This is a genomic window from Amycolatopsis sp. MtRt-6, assembly GCF_017308975.1.
In the GTDB taxonomy this organism is placed as follows: domain Bacteria; phylum Actinomycetota; class Actinomycetes; order Mycobacteriales; family Pseudonocardiaceae; genus Amycolatopsis.
The window spans coordinates 255,192-277,973 of record NZ_JADWPD010000001.1; the positions used below are offsets into that span (position 1 = coordinate 255,192).

The window sequence follows — 22,782 nt, forward strand, 5'->3', positions numbered from 1 at the left end:
GGTCGGGCAGAACTTTCTACCCAGAGCGGACCGCTTTTCGGATGCGACGAACGGTCATTTGCAGTCGGCGAATGCACGTGCAGACTGTGGCGTCGATCACACGAAGTGACAGATGGCGCTCAGCGGTAACGCGTCCAGCGTGCGCCCGTCCGGCCGCTCCGAAGATCGTCCAGGCGGCGGAACAGCTCCGGCCGGACCTGCGGCCGGCTGCGCAGGATGGGCAGCACGCTGGTCGTCAGCTTCAGCTCGCGGATGCCCCGGAGCACGGCGAACCCGGGCCAGGACGTCACGTCGAAGCCGTACGCCGCGGCGAACGTCCGGTAGCGCACCGGCGGGTCACCGAACCGCTCGCGGCCGACCGCCAGCGGCGTCAGGTCCCACTCCGGCGGGCCGACGCACGAGGAATCGAAGTCGCAGAGCACCGGGCCGTCCGGGCCCGGGATGACGTTGCCGGGGTACGCGTCCCCGTGGACCAGGCCCCTGGGCAGCGGAAACTCCAGCTCGGCCAGCTCGGCTTCGAGCTCGGCGCAGCGGTCGAGCAGGAACTCGCGGTCGGCGTCGCTGATTTCTTCGGCGTCGGACACCCGGGCCCGCACCGCGGCGAACGGCGCCCACTCGGCGAGGCCGGGCGGCGCGGGCAGGGCGTGCACCTGGCGCAGCAGCCGGGCCAGGTCGACCGACGTCGCCGCCCGGCCGATGCTCGGCACCTGGTGCCACACGGTCACCAGGTGCCCGCCGACCTCCAGGGGCTGCTCGAGGCCGGCGAGGAGCCGGATCGCGGGGACGCCGTGGTGTTCGAAGTGCCGGGCCACGCGCACCACCGTTCCGACGCGGTGCCGCAGCCGCGTCGAGCCGACGATCCGGACCACGAACGGGGCCTTGACCAGCGCGTACACCGCGTTGTTGGTGAACCGCAGCAGCCGCGCGCCTGCCGGGTCGAACCCCAGCAGCGCGCAGGTTTCGGCCAGCACGCCGCGCAGCTTCCCGGAGGTGAACCGGCCGTCCAAAACCGCGCCGGCGCCTTCGGGGTTAAGCGGCGTAGAAAGCGTGGAGGCGGTCGGCGAGGTCACGGGCGTCGGCGTTGTTGCGGCGGCGCTCGGCTTCTTCCTGCAGGGGCCGCATCCGGTCCTTGACCCGCTCGGACTTGATGCCCTCGGCGCAGTCGATGGCCTTGCCGCCGACCTTGGCGCCGTGGTCGAGGTCGCCGTCGAGCAGGTGGTTGGTGGCGAGCGCGCTCAGCATGAACGTCTTGGAGCGGGCCATTTCGTCGTCGTAGGACTCCACGGCCTTGGTCAGCGCGGGGATGGCGTACTTGGTGTGCTCGGCGTTCTTCTGCGCGAGGACCGTGTGGACGGTGCCGACCATGGCGTAGACGTCGGTTTCGTTGAAGAACTTGACCCACGACTCGGCTTCGGCCAGGTTGGCGCGCTCGAACTCGTCCTTGCTCCGGCCGAGCAGCTTCACCGCCTGCTCTTCGTTGCCCATCATCGCGTAGGCCCAGGCCTCGTTCGCGCACAGCACGGAGACCGCCAGCTCGGAGCCGCTTTCCTGGGCGGCGATCTGGCCGAGCTGGAAGAGCTTCAGCGCGTCATTCGGGGCGTCCTGGTGCAGGTAGACGCGGCCCATGCGGTAGAGCACGTTGGCCACCAGCGGGTGGTTCTCGCCCTGCTTCGCCAGGTCCAGCGCGTTCGCGAAGTGACCGCGGGCGGAGTCCATCAGCCCGGTGTCGAAGGAGGTCCAGCCGGCCAGCGAGTGGAGGTCGGCGAGCGCCACGTACAGCCGGTTCTTCACCAGGTCGGTGCCGTGCGCCTCGAGCATCTGCTGTCCCCAGGACAGCTGGGCGACGACGGCGTCGCGGCAGAACCCGCCGCCGTACTGGTAGTCCAGCGCCCGGAGCGCTCGCGTCGCGGCTTCGACCTGGCGGACGTCGGTCATGCCGATGCGCCCGGGCGCCGGCGTCCTGGCCGGTCCGGCCGACCACGTGCCCGATTCCGGACCGAACACCGCCGCACCCATCGTGACCTGGGCAGCGTGCGCGAGGAACCTCCGTCGCTTCACGGACTCGTCCTCCTCAGCCTGCTGGCCGTCGGCGGAGCCGACGACCCGTATCGCCGTGGCCTCGTCGTAGGCGAGGCCCATGTATCCACGGGGCACGCCCAGGCCGTCGGCGATCCTCGTGAGCACGTCGTAGGCCATGACCTGCCGACCCTTGAGGATCTCCGACACCTCGGACTGGGACTGGCCGGTCATCGCGGCGATCTGGCGCTGCGAGACACCGTGCTTGCGCAGGAGCCGGTACACGGCGCTGATCTCGCGTGACGCGAGAGCCGTTCTCATCTCCGGCTGCTCCCACGCGTCAGCGGGAACTGCGTGGCTCTGCCGGGCGTCGGCACTGCCACCGTTACTGGCGTCCATCGCGCCCCCTCCACTGTCCGGTCGGGCGTCTGTGAAACAGCGTAGGCAAACCTGCGGAACCGTGTGAACAGCCGAACTGGTGCCCTGATCGGTCCGGGCGAAGTCCGCTGACCGTTTACCGTGGAACCGAGTCCAGTCACCGCTATGACGCCGATTCCACCTTCTATCGCACTCGGTTTCACCTCACTGTAGTTGTCAGATCTCCGTCACCGGCCGCACACCGGTAGCGATCACGGAGAGCTACGGAAACCGTGGGGATGTTGCAGAAGGCATCTTCGGAGACTTTCGACAGAGCGGAGAAGGGCGTGGAGTTCGTGGACTCGTTCGCAGGGGGACATGCCGGCACGGCGACCCGCGCCGTGCGGCCGGCGACGGTCTCTCCCGTCTCCGCCGTCCGCCCCGTCACGCCCGCCGCCGCGGTGGATCCCCGCACCGCGAGCGTCCGTCACTACGAGGGCGGTCAGCTGGTGTGGCGCGTGCAGTGCGGCGACCTCATCAGCCGCGAGCGGGCGGTGACGGTGTTCGTCGAAGACAACCAGGTGGTACTGGTCTCGCCTCCCGGTGAGACCGCGCGGCTGACGTCCGGCCAGCTCGGACAGCTGCGCGCCGCGCTCAACGAAGCCGCCAAGATGGCGGAAAGGTAACGGTGAGCTGACATGGATCAGGTACTCGGGCAGGTCCTCCGCAACGCGGTCTGGGAGCGCCTCGACATGCTGACCGACCTGGCGAACCGCGCCGACGCCCAGTCGCTCGTCTCGGTCGCGCGCTCCGAACTGCCCCGGTTGACCGAGGCGTGGCGCGCGATGCTGAAGATGCACGAGCCCGACGAGCGCGGTGACTGCCCGACCTGCTCGACCCGGTGGCACCGCTGCAAGGCGCCGTGCTCGGTCTGGCAGGTCGCGCACGAACACCTGGTGGCCGGCGGCCTCGCCCCGCAGCAACAGTCCGCGACGGACAGCCGCCTGCAGGGTCGCCGCAAGAGCCCGGTCCCTGCCCGCCCGGCGGCGCCCAGCGCGGCCGAGACCACCGGTCGCCACGCGCTGGTGAATCCGCGCCGAGCGGTCACGGCCTGACCCCCTGAACCGGCGAGCCGCGGCCGGCCGATCGCCCCATCGGACCCGCGTCGGCACTCGCCCCGGCCGAGGACTGTTTCGCCCGCACCCCCGAGCAGCGCGAACCAGTCCTCGGCCAACACCCGGTCCCCACCGCGATTAATCGAAAAAGTTCCGCGTTAGGCCTAGCCCAGGCGGTAATCCCCGGCTAGATTGATCAACGAAGACAGCATGGACCAAGGGTCTGGTCCACCTGTAAGCCCGCTGTGAGCGGCCCTCGAATTCCGCGGGCCGGTGCCGTTGCACTCCCCTCCCCCGACCGGCACCGGCCCGCGGTTCCACGTCTAGCGAACCGCCTTCACGCGCAGCACGAGCACCGCGGCCAGGAGCGTCGCGACCGCCGAAGCCGCGAAGAGTCCCGAGTACCCGCCGAGGTACGTCAGCACCAGCGGCGTCACCAGCGGGGCGACCACCTGCGGCAGCGAGTTCGCGATGTTGATGACACCCAGGTCCTTCGCGCGGTCCTGCGCCGTCGGCAGCACCTGCGTCAGCATCGCCAGCGCGACCGCCATGTACGCCCCGAAACCGACGCCGAGCAGCGGGGACGCCGCGAGCGCGACCGGCCAGCTCTGCCAGACGACGAGCAGCAAAGCGGCCAAAGCCATCACCCCGGACGCCACGAGGACGTACGGCTTGCGCCGTCCGGACTTGTCGGAGAAGTGCCCCGCGAGCAGCGCGCCCACCACGAGCGCGAGGCCGTAGAGCGCCATCATGATGAGCAGCCCGGTGTCCGGGTCCGGGTGGTGCACCGCGTCCTTGAGGAAGAACAGCAGGTACAGCGTCCCGAACGCGTTGCCGAGGTTGATCATGAAGTGGCACGACCACGCCCACGCGAAGTCCGGGAACCGCCGCGGCGAGACCCACAGGTTGCGGATGACCTCGCCGGCCTGGGACGACGGCCGGAACTCGACTGGCAGGCGCGCGTCCGGCGTCCGCAGGACGAAGAACGCGGCGCCGACCAGGACGATCCCGGCGCAGGTGGCGTAGGCCAAGGGCAGCCCGGCAAGGCCGAGCATCACGACGACCACGACCGCGCCGAGCACGGTGCCGAGCATCTGCGCGATGCCGACGAGCCCGCCGACCTGCGCGCGCTGCCCGACCGGGACGCGGTCGGCGATGGCGGACATCAGCGTCGCGAGCATGCCGTTGAGCCCGGCCTGGACGAGGCACCAGCCGGTGATCATCAGCGCCACGTTGGGCGCGAACGCCAGGACGAGCAGCCCGACGGCGGCGACCGCCGCGCCGGCCACCGTCCACGGGTGGCGACGGCCGAACCGCGAGCACGTCCGGTCCGACAGCAGCCCCACGGCCGGGTTGACGACCAGCGCCACGACCGCGCCGACACCCATCACCAGGCCGAGCACGAACTCCTTGTTCACCTGGTCGAGGAGCTCGGCCTGCTGCGGCAGCAGCACCTGGATCGGCGCGTAGATGCCCAGCCAGAGCGCGATGTTCGCGAAGAACAGCAGGCTCATCCAGCCGGGCCGCACCCGCACGAGCGGTTCCGCGAGCGCCTCGGGGAGGGCGTCGGCCCGGGTCGTTTCACTCATTCCGCACCAGCTTCCGGTACCAGTGGAACGAATCCTTCGGCGTCCGCCGCAGGGTCTCGTAGTCGACGTGCACCAGGCCGAAGCGCGGCGCATAACCCTTGGACCACTCGAAGTTGTCCAGCAGCGACCAGCAGAAGTAGCCACGGACGTCGACACCGGCGTCCATCGCCTCGCGCAGCGCGGCCAGGTGGCCGTGCAGGAAGTCGATGCGTTCGGGGTCGTGCACCCCGCCGTCCTCGGCGACCTCGTCGGCGAAGCTGCAGCCGTTCTCGGTGATCTGGATCGGCGGGAGCTTCTCGCGGTAGCGGTCGTGGAAGCCGAGCAGCAGTTCGCGCAGGGCGTGCGGGACGATCGGCGAGCCGTTGGTCGTCATCGGGTAGCCGTCGATGTCACGCAGCTCGAAGGGCAGCGGGTTGCCCGGCCCGGGTTTCGCGACACCCTGCGGTTCGTAGTAGTTGATGCCGTAAAAGTCGAGCGGCTGCGCGATGGCAGGCAGGTCGTCGGCGAACCCGGCGGGCAGGTGGGGGTGGAGCTGCTCGGGGTAGCTGCCGAGCAGCATGGGGTCGGCGTAGAGCCGGTTGAGCAGGGCGTCGAGGTATTCCGCCGCGTCCTGCGCGTCGTCGTCCGCGGGCCAGATGGGCGAGTGGTTGTTGGCGGTGCCGATGTTCGTGGCACCGGCCGCGCGCAGGGCCTGGACGGCGAGACCGTGGGCGAGGTTCTGGTGGTGCGCGGTCGGGATGGCGTCGAGCAGGAGCATCCGGCCGGGCGCGTACTCGCCGATGCCGTAGCCGAAGATGGACATGACCATCGGCTCGTTGAGCGGAATCCACAGTTTCACCCGATCGGCGAAGCGCTCTCCGAGGATCCGGGCGTACTCGGCGAAGCGCTCAGCGGTCGCCCGGGCGAGCCAGCCGCCGTCGTCTTCGATGGCCTGCGGGGTGTCCCAGTGGTAGAGCGTGACGGCGGGCGCGATGCCGGCTTCGCAGACGGCGTCGATGAGCTTGTCGTAGAAGCCGAGGCCTTCGGGGTTGGGCGCGCCCTTGCCGTCGGGCTGGATCCGGGGCCAGGCAATGGACATCCGGTAGGCGCCGATGCCGAGTTCCGCCATCAGCGCGATGTCTTCGGGGTAGCGGTGGTAGTGGTCGGCGGCTACGTTGGCATGCTCACCGCGAGCGATCTTGCCCTCGGTCGCGGTGAACGTGTCCCAGATGGACGGTCCGCGCCCACCTTCGCTGGTGGCACCTTCGATCTGGAACGCCGATGTCGAAACACCCCAGAGGAAGTCGGACGGGAAGGTCGGGTTCTGCACCGGCTGCTGACCCCTTCGTCAGGGCACCCGTACGGGTGAACATGAAAAGTTCTCATATACTAGGTCTTCACTCGTCCGTGGGGAAGCCCGTCGGCACGATAAAGTCCCAGATCAGACGAGGAGGAGCGCCGTGTCCGACAGCCAGGCCGCGAAGGTGCCGGCAGAAGCCACCCCCTTACGCCGCCAGCCGGTTCAGCAGCGTAGTGCGAAGCGGGTCGAGCAGATGCTCGACGCGAGCGCGGCGTTGATCGACGAGCTCGGTTACGACGCGCTGACAACGACGTTGATCGCCAAGCGGGCGGGCGTCGCGGTGGGTTCGCTGTACCAGTTCTTCCCGGACAAGCGAGCGGTGGTGCAAGCGCTCACGGCCCGCAACCTGGAGCGCTTCGTGGGCGCGGTGAACGAGCGGCTGAAGCAGCTCGGCCCCGAGCACTGGTGGGACGTCGTGGACTCGATCCTCGACATCTACCTGGAGATGCACCGGACGGTGCCGGGGTTTTCCAAGGTCCACTTCGGCGACATCATCGACCGCCAGCTGCTCGACGAGACCCGCGACAACAACGCGGTGATCGTGGACTCGCTGACGGAGCTGGTGGCCAAGCAGGTCGACCGGCCGGTGGAAGACCTGCAGTTCGCGATCACGATCGCCAACGAGGTGGCCGACGCGCTGATGAAGCTGGCGTTCCGGCGGGAGCCGAGCGGGGACGAGAAGATCGTCGCTGAGGCGAAGTACGTGGTGAAGGGGTACCTGGCGGCTCGGTTCGGGGAGCAGTCCTAGGTTGTCCACAGAAGTTGTCCACAGGTATGCACAGCTGTGGACAACACTGTGGCTTCAGCCGAAGTTCTGGTGCTCGCCCCGGTACGTCGGAACCGTTCGCTCCACCCGGTCGCCCAGCACCAGGTGGTAGTGCGTGAACCGCTCCGCCAGCTCGCCGGCCTTGGCGTGCCGCAGCCACACCCGGTCGCCCAGCTTGAGAGTGCGGGCCGCTCGGCCCGTTACCGGCGTCTGGACCTCGCCCGCTCCCTCGAAGCCGAGGAACTTCAGCCCCTTCGGCAAGTACGGCGCAGGCTGGCGGGACGGGCCCGTCGGGCCCGAGGCGATGTAGCCGCCCGAAAAGAGCGTGGCGATGTTGCGGGTCGGGCGGCGGACCACCGGCAGGGCGAACAACGCCGCCGGGCGGGGCCTGAACCGCGTGTAGCCGTCGAAGAGCGTGGGGCCGATCAAGCCCGAGCCTGCCGCTATCTCCGTGACCACCGCGTCCGCGCCCGTTGACTCCAGGCTGCCCGTTCCGCCTCCGTTGACGAACTCCAGGGGCGTCACCTCCTGGATCGCCCGGACCGCTTCGCCGCGGCGGCGGGCCAGCTCGGCCGCCGACCGTCGTTGCATCCAGCCCACCACTGCCCGGTTGAGGCGGTGACCCGCCGCGTCGCCGAGGCCCGCTATCTGGCCTTCGTACGCCATCACGCCCACCAGGCGGAAACCCGGACGGTCGACGATCTGGCGGGCGAACGTCGAGGCCTGCTTCGGGGTGAACACCGGCGACCGGCGGGTGCCGACGTGGATGCCCGGCAGGGGGCGCCAGGACGCGTCCAGCTCCAGGCACACGCGGATCTCCTCGTGGCCGTGGCCGAGGGCCGCGTCCACCAGGTCGAGGTGCGCGGGTGAATCCACCATGATCGCGATCGCCGCTCGGGCGCGCTCGGACGCCGCCAGCCGGCGGAGGGCTTCGTGGTCGGCCGTCGGGTAGGCGACGACGATGTCGTCCGTCGTGCCCTGCTCGACGTGCCAGACCGCTTCCGCCAGCGAGTAGCACATCAGGCCCTCGAAGCCCGGCATCGTCAGCGCCCGCTCCAGCAGCGCGCGGCAGCGCACCGACTTGCTGACGACGCGGATGGGCTTGCCCGCCGCGCGGCGCCGCAGGTCGGCGGCGTTCGCGTCGAACGCCGACAAGTCGACCACGGCCAAGGGGGGATCGAGGTCCTTGGTCGCCAAGTCGTACACCGTCGCACTGGTCACGAGGTCTAAAGTACGACACGAAGGCTTGAAACGCGAATACTATTCACTTACTGTTTCGGGCACTCGACTATGAAGGGTGCGCGCGGATGACCCGGTGGACCAACTGGGCGGGCACGGCGTCCGCCTCGCCCCAGCACGTTCACCAGCCGCGCACCGCGGCTGAGATCGCGGCGGCCGTCGAGCGCGTCGCCACGGCCGGCCGGACCGTGCGGCCCTGGGGCAGCGGGCACTCCTTCACCGCCATCGCCGCCGCCGACTCCGACGCGCTCGACCTGCGGCACTGGACCGGCATCGAGCGCGCCGACCTCGAGACCGGGCACGTCACCGTCCGCTCGGGCACGACGATCCGGGAGCTCAACGCCGCGCTCGACGCGCTCGGGCTGGCCATGACCAACCTCGGCGACATCGACGCACAGACCATCGCCGGCGCGATTTCCACCGGCACGCACGGCACCGGCGCGAAGCTCGGCGGCATCGCGACGCAGGTCGTCGCGCTCGAACTCGTCCTCGCGGACGGCTCGCTCGTCACCTGTTCGGCCGACGAAAAACCCGACCTCTTCGCCGCCGCCCGCGTCGGGCTCGGCGCGATCGGCGTGATCACCACGGTGACGCTCAACTGCGAACCGGCCTTCGTCCTGCGCGCGCAGGAACGCCCGGAGCCGCTGGAGCAGGTCCTCGAGGGCTTCCACGACTTCGCCGACGACAACGAGCACTTCGAGTTCTACTGGTTCCCCTACGGCAAGAACGCCCTGGTCAAGCGCAACAACCGGACCGAGGTGGCGCAGCCGCTGAGCAAGGTCCGGGAGTTCGTCGACTACCAGATCATGGAGAACGTCGCCTTCGGCGGGCTCTGCCGGGCCGGACGGCTGATGCCGAAGCTCGTGCCGTCGCTCGGCAGCTTCGCGTCGAACGCCCTCTCCGCCCGCGAGTACAGCGACCTCTCGCACCGCGTCTTCGTCACCGCGCGGAACGTCCGCTTCACCGAGACCGAGTACGCGGTGCCCCGCGAATCCGTCCTCGACGTGCTCGCCGAGCTGCGCGCGCTGGTGCCGAAGCTGAAGGACCCGGTGATGTTCCCGGTCGAGGTGCGGGTCGCCGCGGCCGACGACATCTGGCTGTCGACCGCGCAGGGCCGCGACTCCGCCTACATCGCCATCCACCAGTTCGTCGGCATGCCCTACCGCGAGTACTTCGGCGCGTTCGAGAAGATCGCCGGCGCCGTCGGCGGCCGCCCGCACTGGGGCAAGATGCACGACCTCGACGCCGGCGTCCTCCGCTCGCGCTACCCGCACTTCGACGACTTCCTGCGCGTGCGCAAGGAAACCGACCCGAGCGGCGTCTTCGCCAACACCTACCTGGACCGGGTGCTCGGCCCGGCCTAGAACAGCGCGGACACCGATTCGCCGTTGTGGATCCGGCGGATCGCCTCGGCCATCGCCGGCGCGATCGACAGGATCTTCAGCTTTTCGGTGCGCTCCTCCTCGGGCACCGGGACCGTGTTGGTGCAGACGATCTCCAGCACCTCCGGCCGGCTGCCGATGCGCTCGATGGCCTTCGCCGCGAACAGCCCGTGCGTGCAGGCGACGCGGATCGAGCGCGGCCGCAGCTCGGCCAGCCGGTCGAGCAGTTCGAGCACCGTGCTGCCCTTGGCGATCTCGTCGTCGAGCACGATCACGTCCCGGCCGGTGATCTCGCCGATGACCGAGGTGATCTGGACGCGGTCGTCCGGGAAGCGTTCCTTCGCCCCGGCCGCGACCTGGACGCCGAGGAGCCGCGCGAAGTGCGACGCCTCCTTCGCGTTGCCCAGGTCGGGCGAGACGACGGTGGCGCGCGAAAGGTCGTATTGGCGGAAGTGCTTGGCCAGCTCCTGCAGCGCGTGCAGGTGGTCGACCGGGACGCTGAAGAAGCCGTGCACCTGCGGCGAGTGCAGGGTCATCGCGAGCACGCGGCTCGCCCCGGCGGTCACCAGCAGATCGGCGACCAGGCGGCCGCCGATGGAGATGCGCGGTGCGTCCTTTTTGTCCGATCGCGCGTACGAGTAGTGCGGCATGACGGCGGTGATGCGGGACGCCGACGCGCCGCGCGCCGCGTCGAGCATCAGCAGCAGCTCGACGAGGTGCTCCTGCACCGGCTTGACCAGTGGCTGGATGATGAAGACGTCCCGCTCGCGACAGTTGGCCTGCAGCTGCACCTCGAGGCAGTCGTTGGCGAACCGCTGGATCTCGACCGGCCGCAGTGGCACGCCGAGGTGCCGGCAGATCTCTTCGGCCAGCTCGGGGTGCGCGCTGCCGCTGAAGACGGCGATCTCTCTCGACGTGTCGTTCACAGTGCGGAGATCGCCTCGCCGATGGCGGCCTCACCGGAGATCAGCGTCAGGGTGCGGCCGATGGAAGCGGGGGTGTCGAGCAGGCCGACGAGCACGGCGGCGACGTCGTCGCGCGGGATCGGGCCGCGCCCGGTGTTCTCGGCCAGCAGGACGAGGCCGGTGCCGGGGTCGTCGGTCAGCGAGCCGGGCCGGAGGATCGTCCAGTCGAGGTCGCGGGCCTTGAGGTCGTCCTCCGCCGCGCGCTTAGCGCGCAGGTAGTGCCGGAATTCCTCGGTGACGTCCGGGTTCTCCGGGTTGTCGGCGCCGATCGAACCGACCTGGATGTGCCGCCGGACGCCGGCCCGCTCGGCCGCTTCGGCGAACAGCGCCGCCGCACCTCGGTCCACAGTGTCCTTGCGGGCGGTACCGCTGCCCGGGCCCGCGCCGGCCGAGAACACGGCGGCGTCGGCGCCCTTCAGGACTTCGGCGACGGCGTCCACATCGGAGTTCTCCAGGTCGAGCACGACGGCCTGGGCACCGGCGGCTTCGAGGTCCGCCACGTGGGCGGGGTTCCGGACGATCCCGACCGCTTCGTCACCGCGCGCGGCGAGCAGCCGCTCCAGCCGCAGCGCGATCTGACCGTGTCCACCTGCAATGACGACTCGCATGGAGCCGACCCTAGTGCGAAGCGGGTGCCTCCGCGGTGCGGAGCAGGTGGTCGTAGACCAGCTCGTTGACCAGGCGGGAGATCGGGTCTTCGGCCAGCACGACACGCTCGGTGCGGCCCTCGAGGTCGAGGTCGACGACCGCGTTCGGGTCGGCGGTCACGACGGCGAGGCCGTACGCGCGGGCGCGCGGCAGGCAGTTGCCGACGTAGTCCTCGGTGAGGATCGCCGGCGACGGGAGAACCATCGCGGCCTCGCCGTAGCGGGCGAACGGAACCGCGGAGGCCATCGCGGTGCGCCAGTGGCGCGCGACGGCCAGGACGCCGACGATCTCGGCGGCCGGGGCGGGGGCGGTTCCGGCCAGCTCCGGCCAGGTCCAGGTGTCGACGGTGGCGCGGTCGGCCACCGGGCCGGCACCCATCGCGATGCGTTCGGCGTGCACGTCGGTGCGGAGCTTGGCGACCACGCAGACCTTGCGGCCGAGGATCGTGGTCTCGGGCAGGACGACGCCGTTCCAGCCCAGCTGGGCGGCGGCAGCGCGGGCGAGCTCGTCGACGCTCGCGGGGAGCTCGATCGGCGGCACCACGCGGCTCGGCATCGACCGGCTGCGCTTCGCGCCACCGGCGACCGTCGAGCGCTCGGTGTTCTGAGGTGTAGCCGCCACGAGTCCGCCTCCTTCAAACCTGCACCGCTTCGTGACCGGGGGAAACCGGCACCTCATCTGTCTAACAGCGCGGCGGCGCGGCGTCGCCGGGTAGTGCGAGTGGCTGCGATCGGCGGCGCCCAGCGGTCGATGACCGGTCGGTAGGCGGTCATCGGACTTCGGTCGAACGGTGCGGCCAACCGAGTGATCGCGGGGTGAGTGGCACTACGGTCCGCCCATAGGCGATTACCCGCGGCACGATCGGGCAAACAGGGTCCTGCTAGCCCGTTCGGCGCAATAGGGGGAAAATCCACAGTGGACGCGGTCCGCTGAGCTGCGAAGGTCCGTCGTCACCCACATGGCCGTGACTTGCGCCGCAGCGGTCACGCCCGTGCGCGACTAAAGTTACCGACCAGTCACTTAGTCGCCGCAGTGGAGGACCGATGCGCTCCCCGAAGGACTTCTTCGCCCCGCTCGCCCTGGGCGCGCCCGCCCCCGTGCGGGAGATCCCGGTGACGCCGTCCCGGATGATCCACTTCTTCGACCCCGGCAACGAGAAGATGGCGGCCAAGGTGCCGGACATCGCGAAGAAGGTCGACGTCCTGCTCGGGAACCTCGAAGACGCCGTCCGCGCCGACCGCAAGGAGGCCGCGCGGGCCGGGCTGGTCGCGATCGCCAAGGCGAACGACTTCGGGAAGACGCAGCTGTGGACGCGCGTCAACAGCCTGGACTCGCCGTGGGTGCTCGACGACCTGGTCACGCTGGTCACCGAGATCGGCGACAAGCTCGACGTCATCATGGTGCCGAAGGTCGAGGGCGCGCAGGACATCCACTACGTCGACCGGCTGCTGGCCCAGCTCGAGGCGCGCGCCGGGCTGACCAGGCCGCTGCTGGTGCACGCCATCCTCGAGACCGCGAGCGGCGTGGCCAATGTGGAGGAGATCGCCGGCGCGAGCCCGCGCATGCAGGGCATCTCGCTCGGCCCGGCCGACCTGGCCGCGAGCCGTCGCATGAAGACGACCCGGGTGGGCGGCGGGCACCCCGGCTACCTGGTGCGCACCGACCCGACCGGCGACGACCTGACCGCGGGCCGGACGACCTACCAGCAGGACCTCTGGCACTACACGGTGGCGCGGATGGTCGACGCGTGCGCGATGCACGGGATCCTGCCGTACTACGGGCCGTTCGGGGACATCCGCGACGTCGTCGCGTGCGAGGACCAGTTCCGCAACGCGTTCCTGCTCGGCTGCGTCGGCGCGTGGAGCCTGCACCCGGTGCAGATCGACATCGCGAAGAAGGTGTTCTCGCCGTCGCCGTCCGATGTGGCCTGGGCGCGCCGGGTGATCGCCGAGATGGGCGACGGCACGGGCGCGGTGATGATCGACGGGAAGATGCAGGACGACGCGTCGGTGAAGCAGTGCCGCGTGGTCGCCGAACTGGCCGACGCCCTCGCGGCGGACGACCCCGAACTCGCCGCGGCCTACGACGCGGCCACCAAGGAGGCCCTCGGATGACCACGCCCCGCCGTTCGGTGCTGTACATGCCCGGCGCGAACGAACGCGCGCTGGAGAAGGCCAAGACGATCCCGGCGGACGCGCTGATCCTCGACCTCGAGGACGCCGTCTCCCCCGACGCCAAGGAAGCCGCCCGCGAGCGCGTGTGTGCGGCCGTCGGTGACTACGGTGCCAAGGAAGTGACGATCCGGGTCAACGGCCTGGACACCCAGTGGCACGACGCCGACCTGCGCGCGGCCGCGTCGGCCGGCCCGGCCGCGGTGGTCGTGCCGAAGGTGAACTCGGCGGCCGAGGTGCACAACATCGAGCGCGCGCTGGAGCTCGGCGGGGCGCCGGACCACACGAAGATCTGGGCGATGGTCGAGACACCGGTCGCGATGCTGCACGCCGAGGAGATCGCGGCGGCGTCCGAGCGGCTGACCGTGCTGGTGATGGGCACGAACGACCTGGCCAAGGAGCTGCACGCGGAGCACGTCCCGGGCCGCGGCCCGTTGCTGGGCGGCCTCTCGCTGTGCCTGCTGGCGGCACGGGCGACCGGTCGCGTGATCCTGGACGGCGTCTACAACGACGTGAAGGACCTCGCCGGTTTCGAAGCCGAGTGCGAGCAGGGCCGCCAGTACGGCTTCGACGGCAAGACGCTGATCCACCCGGCGCAGGTCGAGCCGTGCAACCGGGTCTTCGCGCCGTCGGAGAAGGAGATCGACTGGTCGCGGCGGATCATCGAGGCCTTCGAGGAAGCGCAGGCGTCCGGAAAGGGCGTCGTGACGGTGGACGGCCGGATGATCGAGAACCTGCACGTCGACACCGCGCGGCGGGTGCTGGCGCTGGCGGAGGCGGTCAAGGGCTGAATCACCGGCTCACTGCGGCAGCGCGTCCGTCCACTCGGCACTGACCTCCGCGGCCGCCCGGGACGGGACCGAGGTCCACCCCTGCTTCGCCGAAGGTCCGGAACTTCTTCCCTACCCGACCGGCCAGGGACGCTGCGGCGGGCGGAGCCGTTCGTAGGCCGCCGCCACGCGGAGGACACCCAGGTCGTCGAAGCGGCGGCCGGCGATCTGGAGGCCGATCGGCCGGCCGTCGTCGGTGTACCCGCAGTTCACCGACGCCGCGGGCTGGCCGGACATGTTGTACGGCACGGTGAACGCGATGTGCTCGAACGGCCGGGCCGGGTCGTTCGTCGGCGACGCCCACTCCGCCGGCGGCGCGGCGACCGGGCAGGCCGGGGACAGCACGACGTCGAACGCCGAGGTCGCGCGCAGGGCCGCCACGCTCATCACGTCGATCTGGGCGAAGCCGCGGTAGACGTCCACGCCGGACGCGGTCGCCCCGCCCGCCGCCCAGTCCGCGATGTACGGGAGGACCTTCGCGCGGCGGTCCGGCGGCAGCGCTGCCAGGTCCGACCAGGCGCGCGTGCGCCAGAAGGTGTCGAGGCCCTCGAGCATGCCGCGGGTCAGGAACGGCTCGACCGGCTCGACGACCGCGCCCGCCGCTTCGAACGCCCGGGCCGCCGCGGTGACGGCGTCGCGGATCGCCGGGTCCACCGGGAGCCCCACCCCGGCGTCGAGCTGCAGGCCGACGCGCAGACCGGCGACCGGGAGATCCAGCGAAAGCCAGTCCAGGTCCGACGGCGGCAGGCACAGGTGGTCACGCGGGTCCGGGCGCGAGAGCACGCTCATCAGCAACGCCGTGTCGGCGACCGTGCGGGTCATCGGGCCGGCGACGCGGCCGAGGAACGGCGGGTCGACCGGCACCCGGCCGAAGCTCGGCTTCAGCCCGGCCAGGCCGCACCAGCCCGCGGGCAGCCGGATCGAGCCGCCGATGTCCGTGCCGACGTGCAGGGGGCCGTAGCCCGCGGCCGCCGCGGCGCCGGCGCCCGCGCTGGACCCGCCCGGTGTGGCCGAGGGCAGCCACGGGTTGCGGGCCGTGGTGTGGAAGCTCGACAGCCCGGACGTCAGCATCCCGTAGTCCGGCATGGTCGTCTTGGCCAGCAGGACGGCGCCGGACTCGCGGACCCGCGCGGCCGCCGGGGCGTCCTCGGCGGCCGGCACCAGCGCGGTCGCCGCCGTGCCCAGCGGCACCGGCGTGCCGCGGGTCGCGATGTTCTCCTTCAGGGTGAGCGGGACGCCGTCGATCGGGCCCAGCGGTTCGCCGGCCGCCCAGCGGGCTTCGGCCGCCTTCGCGTCGTCACGCGCGCCCGAAGGGTCGTACGCGTACAACGCGTGCAGCTCCGGCTCTCGCGCTTCGATGCGGGCGAGAACGGCTTCGGTCACCTCGACCGGCGAGAGCGTCTTCGCGCGGTACTGCGCGACGAGCTCGACGGCGGTCAGGTCAGGTAGCTCGGTCATGCGCGCTCCTCACGAGGCAGGCGGGTCGAAGCGGCCGTCGACGGCGGTCCAGCCACCGTCCACCGCCAGCACTGAGCCGGTCACGAACGACGAAGCGTCCGAAGCGAGGTACACGACGGCTCCGGCCAGCTCGTCCGGACGCGCCCAGCGGCCCAACGCGCCCTTCGTCGCATACGCGGCATACCACTCCGGGTTCGCCTTGATCTGCGCGGTCAGCGGGGTCTCGACGACGCCGGGCGCGATCGCGTTGACCCGGACGCCGGCCGGGCCGAACTCCGCCGCCGCCGTGCGGAACAGCTGGACGAGCCCCGCTTTCGTCGCCGCGTACGGGCCCTGGCCGGGCTCGACGGTCGTGCCGCGGATCGACGAGAAGCCGATGATGCTGCCGCGCCCGCGCGCGACCATGTCGGCGCCGAACACGCGGACCACCTCGAACGTCACGCCGAGGTTCAGCGCGAGGACGCGGTCGAACTCCTCCCGCGTGTAGTCGAGCAGCCGCTTGCGGACGTTCGTCGCGGCGGTCAGCACGACGACGTCCTGCGGTCCGAGGTCGGACGCCGCCTTGTCGAGGGCGCCCGGTTCGAGCAGGTCGAGTTCGTACGCCTCGCCGACACCGGCCTCGCGCGCGGCTTCGACATCGCGGTCCGCGCACACCACGTCGGCGCCGTGCGCGGCCAGCGCCCGGGCGGCTTCGCGGCCGATACCGCCCGCGCCGAGCACGACGGCCCGCCGTCCGTCCAGCCGGAACAACGTCGAGTAATTCACGGGCGCAGCACCGCCATCCTCGTCACGGTCAGTTCCTCGACGGCGAACCGCGGTCCCTCGCGGCCGATGCCGGAGTCCTTCACGCCGCCGTAGGGCATGGTGTCCGACCGGAAGCCGGGCACCTCGTTGATCACGACGCCGCCGACTTCCAGCTCGTCCAACGCGCGGAAGGCCGTGTTCAGCGACGTGCTGTAGACGCTGGCGTGGAGGCCGTAGCGGGACGCGTTCACCGCCGCGAAGGCTTCGTCCACATCGGACACCGTGCGCACGCAGACGACCGGGCCGAAGATCTCCTCGTCCCAGGCTTCGACGCCGTCCGGGACGTCGAGGAGGACGGTCGGCCTTAACACCGTGCCCTCGACACCCCCGCCGACCCGGCGCGCGCCGGACTTCTCGATCCACGCGGCGACGCGCGCGGTGGAGGCTGGATCGATCAGCGCGGACACCCGCGTCTTCTCGTCCCGCGGATCGCCGACGACGACTTCGTCCAGGCGCGCCAGCAGCCGTTCGGTGAACTCCGCGGCCACCGGCGCGACGACCAGGACCCGCTGCACCGAGATGCACGCCTGCCCGGACGCGTAGAACCCGCCGCGCAGCACGGCGTCCACGGCGGCGTCCAGGTCCGCATCCGAAGCGACGACCAACGCGGCGTTCGAACCCAGCTCCAGCAACGTCTTCGTCGGCGCCGCGTCGCGCGCGATGCGGTGGCCGACCGCGGCCGAGCCGGTGAACGAGACCGCGCCGATCCGGCGGTCGGTCGTCAGCGCGGCACCCACCGCGGCGTCGCCGGTGACCAGCTGGACCAGCGCGGCGATCGGCGCGAACGACCGGACCAGGTGCACCAGCCACAGGGTGGCCAGCGGTGTCTGCGGTGCCGGCTTGACGATCACCGGACAGCCGGCGGCGATGGCCGGCGCGATCTTGTGCGACGCCAGCAGCAGCGGGTAGTTGAAGCCCGCGATGCCGACGACCACGCCGATCGGCTTGCGTTTCCAGAACCCGACCAGGCCGTCGCCCGCGGGCAGCAGGTCGAGGGGCACGGTCTCGCCGTGCAGCCGCGACACCTCTTCGGCGGCGGCTTCCCAGGTGACGATCGTGCGCGCGACCTCGACGCGGCAATCGACCAACGGCTTGCCGGTCTCCAGGACGAGCAGGTCTTCGAACTCGGAGCGACGGGCCGCGAGAGCAGCAGCGACGTCGTTGAGCAGGGCACGACGGACCCGCGAAGGAAGCGAAGCCACTTCGCGCGCAACGGCGACGGCTTCGTCCACAGCCTGACGAGCCAGCTCCGGCGTGCCGACCGGCGCGGTCCCGATGACGCTCCCGTCGTACGGGAAAACGATTTCTTCGGCATCCACAGTGGACACCCAGCCGCCGCCGATCGGCAGGCCGTCCGGGTACTCAGGCATCGTCACCTCCGCGCAGCCGGGCCAGTTCCGCGCGCAGGTTCGGCGCGGCTTTCAGAAGTTCCCGCGTGTACTCGTGCTGCGGCGCGTCGTAGACCTGCGCCACGTCACCCAGCTCGACGAGCTCGCCGCGGCGCAGCACGGCGACCCGGTCGCAGACGTGCCGGACGACGCCGAGGTCGTGCGACACGAAGACCAGCGTGAGCGCGAACTGGTCCACCAGCGAGCCGAGCAAGTCGAGGATCTGGCCGCGCACGGAGACGTCGAGGGCGCTGACCGGCTCGTCGGCGATCAGCACGCTCGGGTTCGGCGCGAGGGCGCGGGCGATCGAGATCCGCTGCCGCTGGCCGCCGGAGAACTGGTGCGGATAGCGCTGGGCGGCGTCGGCGGGCAGGCCGACGGCGGCGAGCAGCTCGGTGACGCGGTCCGGCTCCCGGTGGCCGATCGGCTCGGAAACGATGTCCAGGACACGCATCCGCGGGTCGAGCGAGCCCATCGGGTCCTGGAAGACGATCTGCAGTTCCGAGCGCAGGAAGCCGAGCCGGCGTTCCGGCAGGTTGTCGATGCGCTTGCCCTGGAACGAGACCGTGCCCGCGGTCGGCTTGTCGAGCGCGGCGAGCAGCCGGACCAGCGTGGACTTCCCCGAGCCGGACTCGCCGACGATGCCGAACCGCTGCCCGGCCTCGACGTCGAAGCTGACGCCCCGCAACGCGTGGACGTCCCGGCGGGCGTAGCGGCGTTCGAGGTCGCGGACTTCGATGATGCTCATCGCCGGGCCTCCAGGTCCGAGGCGGCCAGCAGCTTCCGGGTGTACTCGTGCGAAGGCTGCGTCAGCACTTCGCGCGTGGAGCCCGCTTCGACGATCTCGCCGTCCAGCATCACGAGCACGCGCTCGCACACCGAAGCCACGACGGCGAGATCGTGCGTGATGAACAGCAACGCGCTTTCGGCGGGCAACGACGTCTTGATGAGGGTGAGGATCTGGGCCTGGACGGTGACGTCCAGAGCCGTCGTCGGCTCGTCGCAGATCAGCAGCGACGGCTCGTTGGCCAGCGCCATCGCGAGCACGACCCGCTGCCGCTGCCCGCCGGACAGCTGGTGCGGGTACGCGCGGGCCGTGCCCGGCAGGCCCACGGCGCCGAGAAGCTCTTCCGCGCGGTGCCGGCGGCCGTGGACGCGGCCGGGCTCGGTGACCTGGCGCCCGACGCGCATGGCCGGGTTCAACGCCGTCATCGGCTCCTGGAACACCATGGCCAGCTCGTCGCCGCGCAGCCGCGATAGGTCCTTTTCGGACATTCCGAGCAGCTCGCGGTCACCCAGCCGGATCGACCCCGACGCGGGCAGCTCCTCGGGCAGCAGGCCCATGATCGACAACGCCGTCAGCGACTTCCCGGAGCCGGACTCGCCGATCAGGCCGACGCGCTCACCCGCGCCGATCTCGAAGGACACGTCGCGAACGAGCGACGACACGCTGAGGCCACGCACCGAAAGCGTCATACGCGGGCCGCCAATCGGGGGTCCAGGCGGTCGCGGAGGCCGTCGCCGAGGAGGTTGAAGCCGAGCACGGCGACGGCGATCGCGATGCCCGGCACCAGCGCCAGCCGCGGCTGGACGGTCAGGAGTTCCTGGGACTCCTGCAGCATCCGGCCCCACGACGGCGTCGGCGGCCGCGTCCCGAACCCGAGGAACGACAACGCCGCTTCGGCGAGCACGGCGATCGCGAACGACACCGACGCCTGCACGATCAGCAGGCCGGAGATGTTCGGCAGCACGTGCCGGAGCGCGATGTTCAGCCGCGACCGGCCGCCCGCGCGGGCCGCGAGCACGAACTCCGTGCTCATCACCTGCAGCGTCCCGGACCGGGCGATCCGGGCGAACGACGGGATCGTGGCGATGCCGATGGCGACCATCGCCGTCAGCGTGTCCGCCCCGAACACCGCGCCGAACATGATCGCCAGCAGCAGCGCGGGGAACGCGAGCACGAGGTCGTTGACGCGCATGACGAACTCGCCGAGCCACCGCGGCGACATCCCGGCGAGGATGCCCAGCGGTGTGCCGACCACCGCGGCGATGCCGACGGCGACGACCCCGACGTACAACGTGGTCCGCGCGCCGACCATGAGCTGGCTCAGCAGGTCGCGGCCGAACTTGTCGGTGCCGAACCAGTGCGAGCCGGTGAAGCCGAGCAGCCGGTGGGTCGCGTCGACCTTCACCGGGTCGAACGGCGTCCACGCGAACGACAGCAGCGCGGCCACCACGACCAGGCCGACGAGCACCCCGCCGACGACGAGATTGCGCATCACGAACCCCGCAATCTCGGGTCGAGCACGGTGTAGAGGACGTCGACGACGAAGTTGACCAGCAGCACGCCGGCCACCAGCACGAGCACGATCCCCTGCACGGTCAGCAGGTCACGCGCGGAGACGGCGTCCAGCAGCATCGACCCCAGTCCCGGCAGCACGAACACGCGCTCGACGACGACGGCGCCGATCAGCAGCGTCGCCAGTTGCAGGCCGAGCACGGTGACCACGGGCACCGACGCGTTGCGCAGGCCGTGGCGCACCAGCGCCTGCCCCGGCCGCAGGCCCTTCGACCGCGCGGTGCGCAGGTAGTCCTGGCCGAGCGTGTCGAGCACCGCCGACCGGACGTAGCGCGTGAGCACCGCGCCCTGCACCAGCCCCAGTGACAACGCCGGGAGGATCAGCCCGCGGACGAACTCCCCCGCGTCCTGGTCCGGCGGTGTCCACCCGCCCGACGGCAGCCACCGCAGCTGCACGGCGAAGATCTGCACGAGGATGATCCCGGCGAGGAACGCGGGGATCGCGACGCCGATCTGCGACAGGCCCGAGACGGTCGCGCCGGTCGCCTTCCGGTGGCGCACCGCGGCGAACGTCCCGGCCGGCACGGCGATCACCAGCGCCACCAGCATCCCGGCGCCGACCAGCCACAGCGTGACGCCGAGGCGGTCGAGCAGCTGCGGGCCGATGGCGTCCCGCGTGACGTACGAGCGGCCGAAGTCGCCGTGCAGCACCCCGCCGATCCAGTCGAAGTACTGCGTGACCAGCGGGCGGTCGATGCCGAACTCCGCGCGGGTCCTGGCGAGCAGCTCCGGTGTCGCGTTGACGCCGAGCGCGACCTGCGCGGGGTCGCCCGGCAGCACGGCCATGAACAGGAACACGACGATCGACGCGGCCAGCACGCTGACCACGAAGATCGCCACCCGGCGCAGCACCCTGGCCGTCATCGCGGCGCCAGCCCGGTGAGGTCGAACGACTCGCTGACCTGGTTCCGCACGAACCCGCCGACCTTCGTCTTCGCGGCGATCACGTTGGGGAACAGGAACAGCCAGTCCGCGGCCGCGTCGGCGCTCAGCTGCCGCGCCACCTGCTTCATGTCGGCGACCTGCTGCTCCGGCGTCCCGCTGTCGGCCTCGGCGAGCAGCTGCTGGACGCGCTTGTTGTCGTAACCCCAGTAGTACTTGGGCTTCCCGAACGTCGTGATGTCCCGCGCCTCGACGTGCTGGATGATCGACAGGTCGTAGTCGTGGTCGGTGAACACCTGCTTCAGCCACACCGCCGGGAAGTCGAGGGGCTCGATCGTGGTCCGCACGCCGACGTCGGCGAGCTGCGACTGGACGACCTGCGCGGCCGACACCGCGTACGGCAGGTTCGGGATCCGCAGCCGCAGGTTCAGGTTCGTCACGCCGGCTTCGGACAGCAGCGCCTCGGCCCGCGCGGGATCGAACCGGTAAGCGTTCGACAGGTCCTCGTACCAGGGGTCCGTCGGCGGGACCATGCTGCCGATCAGCGTGCCGCGGCCGGCCCACGCCGTGTCCAGCAACGCCTTCCGGTCGATCGCGTACGTCAGGGCCTGGCGCACGCGGACGTCGTTCAGCGGCGGCCGCGCGTTGTTCATGGCCAGCGTGACTTCGCTGTTCGTCGTGCCCTGGACGACCTGGAACCGGTCGTCGGCCTGGAACTGCGGGACCGAGTCGGGCGCGGTGATCGCGGCGATGACGTCGATGCCGTTGCTGAACAACGCGTTGTTCAGCGCGGTCGGGTCCTTGATGTACTTGAGGACGACCGTCGAGTACGCCGGTTTCCGGCCCCAGTACGCGGGATTCGCCTTGAGCACCACGGAGTCGCCGCGCTTGCGCGCCGAAACGACGTACGGGCCGGTGCCGACGGGCTTGTTCGCCAGGTCGGCGACGCCGGTCGGGCTGAACATCGCGCCGAGCCTGCTGGTCAGGCTGAACAGCCAGCCGTTGGACGGCTTCGACAGCACCACCCGCGCGTGGTCCGGCGCGACGACGTCGACGTGGTCGACGACGTCCATCGTGGACTTGATCGAGATCGTCCAGGCGGTCTTCACGCGCAACAGCGAAAACTTGACGTCTTCGGCGGTGAAGGGCGCGCCGTTGCTGAACTTGACGCCGTCGCGGAGCTTGAAGTCGTAGGTCTTCCGGTCCGGGCTGATCGTCCACGACTGCGCGAGCAGCGGCACGATCCGGCCCTGCGCGTCGAGCTTCACCAGTCCTTCGTAGACGTTGTAGAGCAAGGCCTGCGGGATGGCGGCGCCGTCGGTGCGGGTGAAGTCGAAGTTCGCCGGCTCCGCCGTGAAGCCGACGGAAAGTGTGTCCGGGCCAGCGGAAACACTGGCCGACGAGCCGGCCGAGCAGCCGGACACCACGAGTAGCAGCGCCGCTGCCACCAGGGGAATCCGGGCTTTCATTCGGC

Annotated in this window: 22 protein-coding genes; 6 read left to right on the top strand and 16 right to left on the bottom strand. The window is 70.8% G+C overall.

What is annotated here, in order from left to right; all coding sequences use genetic code 11:
• Positions 1-119 precede the first annotated feature (119 nt).
• A complete protein-coding gene (locus tag I4Q55_RS01320; RefSeq protein ID WP_206784145.1) occupies positions 120-1,007 on the bottom strand; it encodes a phosphotransferase enzyme family protein in 888 nt (295 codons plus the stop codon).
• A 22-nt stretch (positions 1,008-1,029) separates the two neighbouring features.
• Positions 1,030-2,415 carry a helix-turn-helix transcriptional regulator gene (locus I4Q55_RS01325; RefSeq protein ID WP_206784146.1) on the bottom strand — a complete coding sequence of 462 codons (1,386 nt, stop codon included), beginning with the start codon at positions 2,413-2,415 and terminating at the stop codon, positions 1,030-1,032.
• Positions 2,416-2,720: 305 nt separating this feature from the next.
• On the opposite strand from I4Q55_RS01325, the gene I4Q55_RS01330 reads away from it, so the two are divergent.
• Together I4Q55_RS01330 and I4Q55_RS01335 are read left to right on the top strand one after the other, a co-directional pair.
• Entirely contained in the window at positions 2,721-3,059 is a 339-nt protein-coding gene (locus I4Q55_RS01330; RefSeq protein ID WP_043788781.1) for a hypothetical protein, read from the top strand.
• A 12-nt stretch (positions 3,060-3,071) separates the two neighbouring features.
• Entirely contained in the window at positions 3,072-3,488 is a 417-nt protein-coding gene (locus I4Q55_RS01335) for a hypothetical protein (RefSeq protein WP_206784147.1), read from the top strand.
• Positions 3,489-3,811: 323 nt separating this feature from the next.
• Here I4Q55_RS01335 and I4Q55_RS01340 read toward each other — a convergent pair whose 3' ends face one another.
• Both I4Q55_RS01340 and I4Q55_RS01345 read right to left on the bottom strand, forming a co-directional pair.
• Positions 3,812-5,077, bottom strand: coding sequence for an MFS transporter (locus tag I4Q55_RS01340; protein ID WP_206784148.1), 1,266 nt, complete (start codon positions 5,075-5,077; stop codon positions 3,812-3,814).
• Positions 5,070-6,386: a GH1 family beta-glucosidase gene (locus tag I4Q55_RS01345; protein WP_206784149.1), complete on the bottom strand. Its 1,317-nt coding sequence runs from the start codon at positions 6,384-6,386 to the stop codon at positions 5,070-5,072. The genes I4Q55_RS01340 and I4Q55_RS01345 overlap by 8 nt, the downstream gene beginning before the upstream one ends.
• A gap of 130 nt (positions 6,387-6,516) precedes the next feature.
• Here I4Q55_RS01345 and I4Q55_RS01350 point away from each other — a divergent pair, with 130 nt between their 5' ends.
• Positions 6,517-7,164, top strand: a complete 648-nt coding sequence (locus I4Q55_RS01350; RefSeq protein ID WP_206784150.1) for a TetR/AcrR family transcriptional regulator — start codon at positions 6,517-6,519, stop codon at positions 7,162-7,164.
• A gap of 54 nt (positions 7,165-7,218) precedes the next feature.
• On the opposite strand, the gene I4Q55_RS01355 is transcribed toward I4Q55_RS01350, so the two are convergent.
• A complete protein-coding gene (locus I4Q55_RS01355) occupies positions 7,219-8,403 on the bottom strand; it encodes an amino acid deaminase/aldolase (RefSeq protein ID WP_206784151.1) in 1,185 nt (394 codons plus the stop codon).
• A gap of 86 nt (positions 8,404-8,489) precedes the next feature.
• Here I4Q55_RS01355 and I4Q55_RS01360 point away from each other — a divergent pair, with 86 nt between their 5' ends.
• Entirely contained in the window at positions 8,490-9,785 is a 1,296-nt protein-coding gene (locus I4Q55_RS01360) for a D-arabinono-1,4-lactone oxidase (protein WP_206784152.1), read from the top strand.
• Here I4Q55_RS01360 and I4Q55_RS01365 read toward each other — a convergent pair.
• From I4Q55_RS01365 to I4Q55_RS01375, 3 genes are read right to left on the bottom strand one after another with little or no spacing between them, the layout of a single operon-like run.
• On the bottom strand, positions 9,782-10,729 hold the full coding sequence (locus I4Q55_RS01365) for a ribose-phosphate pyrophosphokinase (RefSeq protein WP_206784153.1): 948 nt from the start codon (positions 10,727-10,729) through the stop codon (positions 9,782-9,784). The genes I4Q55_RS01360 and I4Q55_RS01365 overlap by 4 nt on opposite strands.
• On the bottom strand, positions 10,726-11,376 hold the full coding sequence (locus tag I4Q55_RS01370; protein ID WP_206784154.1) for an SDR family oxidoreductase: 651 nt from the start codon (positions 11,374-11,376) through the stop codon (positions 10,726-10,728). The genes I4Q55_RS01365 and I4Q55_RS01370 overlap by 4 nt, the downstream gene beginning before the upstream one ends.
• A gap of 10 nt (positions 11,377-11,386) precedes the next feature.
• Positions 11,387-12,037, bottom strand: coding sequence for a hypothetical protein (locus I4Q55_RS01375; protein WP_206784155.1), 651 nt, complete (start codon positions 12,035-12,037; stop codon positions 11,387-11,389).
• A 422-nt stretch (positions 12,038-12,459) separates the two neighbouring features.
• On the opposite strand from I4Q55_RS01375, the gene I4Q55_RS01380 reads away from it, so the two are divergent.
• Together I4Q55_RS01380 and I4Q55_RS01385 are read left to right on the top strand one after the other, a co-directional pair.
• Complete coding sequence (locus I4Q55_RS01380; RefSeq protein WP_206784156.1) at positions 12,460-13,530, top strand: CoA ester lyase; 1,071 nt, start codon at positions 12,460-12,462, stop codon at positions 13,528-13,530.
• Entirely contained in the window at positions 13,527-14,378 is an 852-nt protein-coding gene (locus tag I4Q55_RS01385; RefSeq protein ID WP_206784157.1) for a CoA ester lyase, read from the top strand. The genes I4Q55_RS01380 and I4Q55_RS01385 overlap by 4 nt, the downstream gene beginning before the upstream one ends.
• A 111-nt stretch (positions 14,379-14,489) precedes the next feature.
• Here the strand turns inward: I4Q55_RS01385 and I4Q55_RS01390 are convergent, their stop codons facing one another.
• The 8 genes from I4Q55_RS01390 to I4Q55_RS01425 are packed head-to-tail and all read right to left on the bottom strand — an operon-like array spanning position 14,490 to position 22,777.
• The gene (locus tag I4Q55_RS01390; RefSeq protein WP_206784158.1) at positions 14,490-15,875 is read right to left on the bottom strand and encodes an amidase; all 1,386 of its coding nucleotides are present in this window, start codon (positions 15,873-15,875) and stop codon (positions 14,490-14,492) included.
• A gap of 9 nt (positions 15,876-15,884) precedes the next feature.
• The gene (locus I4Q55_RS01395; RefSeq protein ID WP_206784159.1) at positions 15,885-16,640 is read right to left on the bottom strand and encodes an SDR family NAD(P)-dependent oxidoreductase; all 756 of its coding nucleotides are present in this window, start codon (positions 16,638-16,640) and stop codon (positions 15,885-15,887) included.
• A complete protein-coding gene (locus I4Q55_RS01400; RefSeq protein ID WP_206784160.1) occupies positions 16,637-18,049 on the bottom strand; it encodes an aldehyde dehydrogenase family protein in 1,413 nt (470 codons plus the stop codon). Before I4Q55_RS01400 ends, I4Q55_RS01395 begins: the two co-directional genes overlap by 4 nt.
• Entirely contained in the window at positions 18,042-18,815 is a 774-nt protein-coding gene (locus I4Q55_RS01405) for an ABC transporter ATP-binding protein (protein WP_206784161.1), read from the bottom strand. Before I4Q55_RS01405 ends, I4Q55_RS01400 begins: the two co-directional genes overlap by 8 nt.
• Positions 18,812-19,543 carry an ABC transporter ATP-binding protein gene (locus tag I4Q55_RS01410; RefSeq protein WP_206784162.1) on the bottom strand — a complete coding sequence of 244 codons (732 nt, stop codon included), beginning with the start codon at positions 19,541-19,543 and terminating at the stop codon, positions 18,812-18,814. The genes I4Q55_RS01405 and I4Q55_RS01410 overlap by 4 nt, the downstream gene beginning before the upstream one ends.
• The gene (locus I4Q55_RS01415) at positions 19,540-20,346 is read right to left on the bottom strand and encodes an ABC transporter permease (RefSeq protein ID WP_206784163.1); all 807 of its coding nucleotides are present in this window, start codon (positions 20,344-20,346) and stop codon (positions 19,540-19,542) included. The genes I4Q55_RS01410 and I4Q55_RS01415 overlap by 4 nt, the downstream gene beginning before the upstream one ends.
• Complete coding sequence (locus I4Q55_RS01420; RefSeq protein ID WP_206784164.1) at positions 20,346-21,290, bottom strand: ABC transporter permease; 945 nt, start codon at positions 21,288-21,290, stop codon at positions 20,346-20,348. The genes I4Q55_RS01415 and I4Q55_RS01420 overlap by 1 nt, the downstream gene beginning before the upstream one ends.
• The gene (locus tag I4Q55_RS01425; protein WP_206784165.1) at positions 21,287-22,777 is read right to left on the bottom strand and encodes an ABC transporter substrate-binding protein; all 1,491 of its coding nucleotides are present in this window, start codon (positions 22,775-22,777) and stop codon (positions 21,287-21,289) included. Before I4Q55_RS01425 ends, I4Q55_RS01420 begins: the two co-directional genes overlap by 4 nt.
• Positions 22,778-22,782: the final 5 nt, after the last annotated feature.

Excerpts from the sequence above, each read along its gene's own strand:
- I4Q55_RS01405 (WP_206784161.1), bottom strand. The coding sequence starts at position 18,815 with ATGAGCATCATCGAAGTCCGCGACCTCGAACGCCGCTACGCCCGCCGG.
- I4Q55_RS01340 (WP_206784148.1), bottom strand. The coding sequence starts at position 5,077 with ATGAGTGAAACGACCCGGGCCGACGCCCTCCCCGAGGCGCTCGCGGAA.
- I4Q55_RS01425 (WP_206784165.1), bottom strand. The coding sequence starts at position 22,777 with ATGAAAGCCCGGATTCCCCTGGTGGCAGCGGCGCTGCTACTCGTGGTG.
- I4Q55_RS01390 (WP_206784158.1), bottom strand. The coding sequence starts at position 15,875 with ATGACCGAGCTACCTGACCTGACCGCCGTCGAGCTCGTCGCGCAGTAC.
- I4Q55_RS01370 (WP_206784154.1), bottom strand. The coding sequence starts at position 11,376 with ATGCGAGTCGTCATTGCAGGTGGACACGGTCAGATCGCGCTGCGGCTG.
- I4Q55_RS01360 (WP_206784152.1), top strand. The coding sequence starts at position 8,490 with ATGACCCGGTGGACCAACTGGGCGGGCACGGCGTCCGCCTCGCCCCAG.
- I4Q55_RS01415 (WP_206784163.1), bottom strand. The coding sequence starts at position 20,346 with ATGCGCAATCTCGTCGTCGGCGGGGTGCTCGTCGGCCTGGTCGTGGTG.
- I4Q55_RS01410 (WP_206784162.1), bottom strand. The coding sequence starts at position 19,543 with ATGACGCTTTCGGTGCGTGGCCTCAGCGTGTCGTCGCTCGTTCGCGAC.
- I4Q55_RS01385 (WP_206784157.1), top strand. The coding sequence starts at position 13,527 with ATGACCACGCCCCGCCGTTCGGTGCTGTACATGCCCGGCGCGAACGAA.
- I4Q55_RS01325 (WP_206784146.1), bottom strand. The coding sequence starts at position 2,415 with ATGGACGCCAGTAACGGTGGCAGTGCCGACGCCCGGCAGAGCCACGCA.
- I4Q55_RS01400 (WP_206784160.1), bottom strand. The coding sequence starts at position 18,049 with ATGCCTGAGTACCCGGACGGCCTGCCGATCGGCGGCGGCTGGGTGTCC.
- I4Q55_RS01335 (WP_206784147.1), top strand. The coding sequence starts at position 3,072 with ATGGATCAGGTACTCGGGCAGGTCCTCCGCAACGCGGTCTGGGAGCGC.
- I4Q55_RS01420 (WP_206784164.1), bottom strand. The coding sequence starts at position 21,290 with ATGACGGCCAGGGTGCTGCGCCGGGTGGCGATCTTCGTGGTCAGCGTG.
- I4Q55_RS01380 (WP_206784156.1), top strand. The coding sequence starts at position 12,460 with ATGCGCTCCCCGAAGGACTTCTTCGCCCCGCTCGCCCTGGGCGCGCCC.